Below are 7,196 nucleotides of genomic sequence, written 5' to 3'. Positions count from 1 at the left end.
GCCTGCATCACGAATACCTGGTGAGCTTTTTACATAGCCGCCTACCATAAAATATAGGTCGTCGCTGATTTCGCCACTTAAAACAGCATCAACACGTTGCAAATCGTAATCAGAGGTGGTGTATTTAAATAAGCCTTGAGTATCTTCGCTGCCACGCTTTAAACGAAAGTTGGTTGTTAAGCCCGGTTGGCCGTTAGAAACCACTGGGTTTGGACCACCACGTAATGCTTCCATGGTTTCAATGGTTTCGTCGATTCTAAATAATGATGAGTTTTCTAAAAACGATAATGTTGGTGCTGGGTAAATAGGAGAACCTTCAAGGCTTAGGGTTAAAAATGGCGCATCACCACCACCAGGAAAACCACGAACAAATACATTAGCGCCAGATTCACCACCCGAGCTTTCAACCCACACACCGGGAACTGCTTTAAATAAGTCCGCAGTACTTTTTGGTGATAGTTTAATTATTTGCTCAGCATCAATATTTGTCACAGCATAGCTGGCATCAATTTTACGAACGCCCATACCTGCAGGTGTACCAGAAACCACAATGCGTTCAACTTTTTTATCTGTGGTTGTTTGCGCGCTTGTTGCTGGTTGATCTGCAAGCACGGTTTGACTGGATAGCGCTAAAATAATAGCGCAAGCAAGTTTGCTTGGTGTGTGTGTTGTTGTCATGTTGGTATTCCCATTTTTTGTTCGTTATTTAAAAAACTATAAATAACAAAGCACTAACTAATTTAATGAAATGTTAATGCTGTGTTCTTTTAAACCTTAGAACTTTATGCAAACGTTTGCAATTATTTTTTTAACTTTCTGTATTATTTTTATACACGGTTATGTTTATGACTAAATTTAGGCCTTGGCGCAGCCTAATTTTAATAATGATGGTATATTGCAACTTCACGATTTAAGGAAGGCTTCGTACTTAGCAATGAATAACAAACAACTAAAGTTAGCGGATCTAGCCAAGCTTGCTGGAGTATCAACCTCGACTGTTTCTCGTGCGTTAAATGATAACCCATTGATAAAAAAAGAAACTAGAGATAAATTAAAGCAGTTAGCAAAGCAACATAACTTCAGTTTAAATACGGCTGCGAGCCGCCTTCGCTCACAAAAAACCAATGTTGTAGCAGTGATCATAAATTTCGACAGTGGCACTGAGCAATCAATTAACGACCCTTTTTTGCTTAAGGTAGTCGGAGAGATAAACCTCGCGTTGAATAAACAAGGGCTAGAACTTCTACTCTCAAACTCATTTATGGCCGGTGATGACTGGGCTAATTACTTTATCAATAGCCGTCGGGCTGATGGCATTATTGTGGTTGGGCAAGGCAAAGATCCGGCAAACATTGAAGCCGCCGCTAATGCAGGCGTGCCCTTAGTTGTTTGGGGTGACCCAAAAACTCCCAGTAATTATCCCATTGTAGGCAGTGATAACTTTGTTGGGGGTCGTCTTGCGACTGAACACTTATTAGCAGGTGGCGCTAAAAATATTGTATTTTTGGGAGACCCAGGACATGCTGAAATTGGCGAACGTTACCGTGGTTATTTAGCTGCTCTAAATACGGCTAACGCTATAGCAAACGTAGTGTCTATCGATATTACTAGTAGCGCAGCATACCACGGGATCAACCAATTACTAGTCGCGAAAGGTTTATGTTTCGACGGCATTATGGCGTGCAGCGATATGGTGGCACTAGGCGCTATGAAAGCGTTAAAAGAGCGCTATATCAGTATTCCTAACGATGTTGCGTTAGTTGGTTTTGATGATATTGCCATGGCAGATGTGAGTCACCCATCACTTTCGAGCATTAAACAAAACACTCAGCGAGCCTCAGTATTACTGGTTGAAAAATTATTAGCGCAGTTACAAGGTCAGTCAGCTGAATCACAAGTTGTTGAAATAGAATTAATTAATCGTCAATCTAGCAAAGGATAATCTGTAGGGTGAGTTAACTCAATTTTGAAATTTAAAATGCAAACGTTTGCATTTTATTTTGCGCTACACTATGCTAAAAGAAATCAACATCAGGTTAACGTGCATGAACCCAATAAGAATAACCATAGCGTTGGCGTGTAGCTATTTCGTGTTCGCTATTTTACTCAATAGTGTTGGCACCGTAATTTTACAAGCCATCAATAGTTTTGACATAACAAAAACGCAAGCTTCTGTTTTAGAAGGCTATAAAGACCTTACCATAGCAATAGTTTCTTTTGTTGTTGCATCATTTATTCCTCGACTTGGCTATAAACTGGCCATGCTTATAGCGTTGGGGCTGGTTGCCTTAATGTGCTTGTTAATGCCCTCAATTGCACAGTTTTATGCGTTCAAAGTATTGTTTGCTGTGATTGGTTGCAGCTTTGCGATTATGAAAGTATCCGTTTACTCGGTTATTGGCCAAGTCACTGATAACGCCAATCAGCACTCAGCATTGCTTAACACCATTGAAGGTATTTTTATGCTTGGGGTGTTATCTGGCTATTGGGTGTTCTCATGGTTTATTGATAGTAGTAATGCGCAAAATACAGCATGGTTGAACGTGTATTATTTGCTGGCTTTGTTAGCGGGTATGGCTTTTATTACAGTGCTTATAGCGCCAATAAAAGTTCCGCAAAAAGCAACATTACGTACCAGTCAATTAGCTGCTTTTATTGACATGCTAACACTCACTTATAAACCTCTAGTGGTTATATTTATTATCAGTGCATTTTTATATGTGTTGATTGAGCAAGGGGTAGGGACTTGGTTACCTACTTTTAATAATCAAGTACTTAAGCTGCCAGTTGATATTAGTATTCAACTGGCCAGTGTGTTTGCCGCAGCACTGGCGCTAGGTAGACTAGTGGCGGGGCAGATATTACGCGTTATTGGCTGGTATAGTTTGTTGTTAAGTTGCTTGGTTGCTATGGGCGTGCTGGTGCTACTGGTTTTGCCGCTGACTCATGAAATTGATGGCAGCCAAGTAACGAGTGTATTTGATGTGCCTTTTGCAGCATACATGCTGCCGCTCATTGGCTTTTTTATGGCTCCTCTTTACCCATTACTTAACTCTGTGATGCTCAGTGCGTTAGCCGCTCACCAGCAGGCAGCTATGACCGGACTTATCGTGGTTTTTTCAGCATTAGGCGGCACCACTGGTTCAGTAATTACCGGCTTCATCTTTGATAAATTTAGTGGCCAACATGCCTTTTATCTTACCTTGATCCCAATTAGCTTGTTGTTGATCAGTGTAACTTTATTTAAAAAAATGACAGTAAACTTAGGCGCAGTGCCAGAAAAAGGAACGATATGAACTTTGTAAATAGCCAATTATTTTTAGATGTGCAACTGGCGGCTATATTTAGTGACAGTAAAACTTTTGCTGATGCGATTGCTAATGATAGTTGGCAGTTAGCATGCGACCTTTACTTACGCGTTAAACCACTTACTACACCACAGTTAACAGAATTTGTAGCACAGCATTTTACGTTTGAATCAACACAGCTCCCAACTCAGCAAAGCAACAGCGATAGTGTGCAAAGCTATATTGCTAATTTATGGCCGTATTTGCATCGCAATGCAGACACAGCTAAAGCCAGCTCTTTATTACCCCTTAAACACAGCTACATAGTACCGGGTGGGCGCTTTCAAGAAATATATTATTGGGATAGTTATTTTACTGCGTTAGGTTTGCAAGATATTGGCGATATAGACAGTATCGAAGCCATGCTTGCTAATTTTATTGATCTGCAAAATCGTAATGGTTGTATTCCCAATGGTAACCGCAGTTACTATAGTTCTCGCTCGCAGCCTCCTATTCTAGCGCTGATGGTTGATTTAATTTGGCAAGCAAAATACTGTAAAAATAGTGACTTTGCATGGTTAACTGATTGCGTTGTTGCCCTTGAGCAAGAATATACATTTTGGATGCAGGGGGCAGAGCTACTGAGTGAGCAAATATCAAGCCATAAGCGTGTAGTAAAAATGGCAAATGGTGCATTACTTAACCGTTATTGGGATGATCAAGCAACACCACGGCCAGAATCACTGCGTGAAGATTTGCATGATGCCTCATTACTTCCTGAACAGCAAAGAGCTAATTACTATAGAAATATTAGAGCTGCGTGCGAGTCTGGTTGGGATTTTAGTAGTCGCTGGCTGGGTAATAATAAGCTTACCAGTATTCAAACCACGGATATCATTCCTGTGGACCTCAATAGTTTACTTTATTACCTTGAAAAACAGCTGGGTCATTATTTTGCGGTATTAAAAAATACAAATAAGCAACAGTATTTTGAGCAACAAGCAGCTCAAAGACGTGCGGCAATTAATCAGTATTTATTCAGTACTGATATGGGGTTTTTTGTTGATTTTAATTATCAAAGCCAGCAACAATCTACAGTGCTGTCGCTTGCCGCCACCGTCCCATTATTTGTCAATTGTGCCAGCGAAGAGCAGGCGGTGTTGGTTAAAAATAAGCTTATGAGTGACTTTTTAAAACCAGGCGGATTAGTAACAACCCTCAATGAGACTTCCCAGCAATGGGATAGCCCTAATGGTTGGGCACCACTGCAGTGGTTTGCTGTACACGGATTTCACCAGTATGGCTTTGTTGCAGATGCAAACATCATAATGAGCAATTGGTTACAGATGATAGAAAACAGTTTTAAAACCGACCACTGTCTACTCGAAAAATACAATGTTTATGAGCCTGAAAATAGAGCTGGAGGTGGCGAGTACAAAGTGCAGCAAGGCTTTGGTTGGACCAACGGAGTTACTTCTCGATTTTATCATTTAATAAAGTAACAAGTTAGTAACAAAGGGTTGATTTAAATAGATTTTATAATTAAAAGGGTTGACTTTTAAACTGCTTGGTAGTCAAGTATCTAGACGTCTAGAATTTTTATTCTCTTTATAAATCAATAGATTTGAGTAAAATAGGTTGAACATTGGAGTTGTTTTAGGTATTGTGAACGAAATGTTTCAAGGACGAGATGCAATGATTCAACCAACCTCCGTATTTATCAAAACCGTATTTAAAATGCCAGTTCGTTCACAGTGTTATCCATACTTAATTAAAACGCTAGATGCATTTTTTAGTAAAGTAAAAATGGACGACAGTCTCCCCCATAATGACAACCGTAATGAGTTTGATCTTTTCTTAATTGATAGCAGCGGCTGCAATTGGCAAAATTTAATACCAGCAGACTTATTAGCCTTAGCCAAAGTGAAACCTGTAATTGTGTTTAATGCGCATTCTGACGCTATTTGTGAAAAAAACTTATTACTTAATAACTTTAAGGGAGTTTTTTATAACAATGATCTTCCTGAAGACGTATTTACCGGATTAATGCGGATCATTAATGATGAACTCTGGTTCAGTCGCAAGATTATTTCTTCTACATTTAATGAAGTGCTCGCCATGGTAAGTCGTTTTGAGCCACATTCTAACTACGATGCTGATAGTGAACATGAAGCACTAGCAAATCTAACCAAACGTGAAAAGTCAGTGATCCATTTACTCGCACAAGGGGCGAATAATCATAGTATCGCAGAGCGGTTAAATATCAGTGATCACACCGTAAAAACACACCTTTATAGCGCATTTAAAAAAACCAATTCACGAAATCGTATTGAGTTATCTAATTGGGCACAGCGCTATATGGCGGTACGGTTGCCGTTGCATGACTAACAGATCAACCATTATATACGCCCAATTATAATCAGTAGGCTGGACCATTAGTAACTGCATATTTTGTGATATTGTTTCAGGTAAGGCACCTTATCATCCTGTTTGGGAAGACAAGGTGCCTTGGCATTTTTGACTCTGCGCTAGAGGGAGTGGGGCGAACAGGTATGTTTTTGAAATTTATCATCTCACGATTGTGAAAGAGCCGACGACAGTGAGTTTGCAGCTTTAGCCAAACAGATCTCAGAGCACGTATAACCTTTGTTTTATATAGCACTCAATCGGTAATTACCATTGGATTATTTTCCCAACTTAGTTATTGGGCTGAGCCTTTAGGCAATTTAATAGCACTAAGCTTAGGCCAATAATTGGCAAGTTTGTAGTCACGGGGTTAAATGCTTCAACTAAAAGTTGTGGTTGTAGCGCAGCAACAAAGAATAGTAACCCAACTAATGCAATGATATTTAAAACAATGATTATTTTAGATTGATAATATATAAATAGCAGTATAGCGAAGGCGACCTCGCCGACCCCCGCCGATTTAGTGATTAAATAAGACATCGATTCTGAAAAGCCAAGGCTTGCAGTTATTAGTTTTTCAAGCGGGGCAATATGCACAAGTTTTGGAAATATGCCGTGGTATAACCAGCTAAAACTAATGATATATCGGGCAATTTGGACTGATGACATACAGCTTCCTTTTCAAGCAAGATTAATTTTAGAGATTAGCATGTGGCCTTAGTAAATGAATTAACTATTTACCAAAGCAATCATGTTAAGTGTTTAATTAACTACGCTTTGTTGCCCATATGCCTTTATCTATGCCTTTGATGACTAGATCACTGAGTGCTTTTTCAATTGCTTGGGTTACGCAAATACTCATCGGTTCGTTATCACTAAAACCCGCTTCGGCTTCGGCTAAACGTTTATAACTAACATAACGGAAAAACCCTGCGCGCATTTCTGGCTGAGCACTTTTTTGCTGGTGGCTACGGACAATAATACTTGCCCAGTACGCACGTCTACGGCACGTAAGTAAATCGAGATTGCATCTTCGCGGTAGAGTTCTGACGCGCCGATGCCAAAATATTCCATGCCAAAACCACCGGTTTTTACATTGGTGTCGTAGCTAATTATACCGCCTTCTAAAATGATTTTAGCGGTGGTCAGTGGTGGTAATTCAACAGCATTTGGCTGTTCGGCTTGGGCGGCACGAATAATTTTTCTTTCAGTCAGAATATTTTGCAAACCTTCACGTTCAACCGGAATAAACCAATCAGATTCGTGCAGCGCTTGTATTAAGATGGAATTAGCCCCTTGAGTGACGGCGGTTGAAAATGAACTAACATTGCCTTGCGGTTTATATTGCCCCGTTTGATCACGAAAAGAATATACCGATACGGCGATACTGCCAGCAGGTGTTGGTAACTGTTGAAGTGCTTTAAAGGTTTCAGTGGGGGTTAAACTTGCGGCCAACTGTTGCGAAGGTGGGATCAAATTGCCCATGCTACTGCATGCGGATAA

6 protein-coding genes and 1 pseudogene are annotated in these 7,196 nt (G+C 40.1%); 4 read left to right on the top strand and 3 right to left on the bottom strand.

Annotated elements, in window-relative coordinates; genetic code table 11:
• On the bottom strand, window positions 1-678 hold a 678-nt coding region (locus H5232_RS15595; RefSeq protein WP_182831161.1), incomplete at its 3' end, for a Plug domain-containing protein.
• A gap of 256 nt (window positions 679-934) precedes the next feature.
• On the opposite strand from H5232_RS15595, the gene H5232_RS15590 reads away from it, so the two are divergent.
• From H5232_RS15590 to H5232_RS15575, 4 genes are all read left to right on the top strand, one after another.
• A complete protein-coding gene (locus H5232_RS15590; protein ID WP_182730809.1) occupies window positions 935-1,942 on the top strand; it encodes a LacI family DNA-binding transcriptional regulator in 1,008 nt (335 codons plus the stop codon).
• A 103-nt stretch (window positions 1,943-2,045) separates the two neighbouring features.
• Window positions 2,046-3,296, top strand: a complete 1,251-nt coding sequence (locus tag H5232_RS15585; protein WP_182831160.1) for a sugar MFS transporter — start codon at window positions 2,046-2,048, stop codon at window positions 3,294-3,296.
• Window positions 3,293-4,789: a trehalase family glycosidase gene (locus tag H5232_RS15580; protein ID WP_182797623.1), complete on the top strand. Its 1,497-nt coding sequence runs from the start codon at window positions 3,293-3,295 to the stop codon at window positions 4,787-4,789. The genes H5232_RS15585 and H5232_RS15580 overlap by 4 nt, the downstream gene beginning before the upstream one ends.
• Before the next feature lie 172 nt (window positions 4,790-4,961).
• Window positions 4,962-5,675 (top strand): LuxR C-terminal-related transcriptional regulator, encoded by a 714-nt coding sequence (locus H5232_RS15575; protein WP_310736214.1) that lies wholly within the window; start codon window positions 4,962-4,964, stop codon window positions 5,673-5,675.
• A gap of 309 nt (window positions 5,676-5,984) precedes the next feature.
• On the opposite strand, the gene H5232_RS15570 is transcribed toward H5232_RS15575, so the two are convergent.
• A complete protein-coding gene (locus H5232_RS15570; protein ID WP_182767329.1) occupies window positions 5,985-6,362 on the bottom strand; it encodes a DoxX-like family protein in 378 nt (125 codons plus the stop codon).
• A gap of 97 nt (window positions 6,363-6,459) precedes the next feature.
• A pseudogene (locus H5232_RS15565) lies at window positions 6,460-7,178 on the bottom strand (CsgG/HfaB family protein).
• Window positions 7,179-7,196 lie beyond the last annotated feature (18 nt).

The organism is Pseudoalteromonas sp. SG41-5 (assembly GCF_014164495.1).
In the GTDB taxonomy this organism is placed as follows: domain Bacteria; phylum Pseudomonadota; class Gammaproteobacteria; order Enterobacterales; family Alteromonadaceae; genus Pseudoalteromonas; species Pseudoalteromonas rhizosphaerae.
Note: the sequence above shows the minus strand (reverse complement) of the source record. Positions and strands in the feature narration are given on the sequence as shown.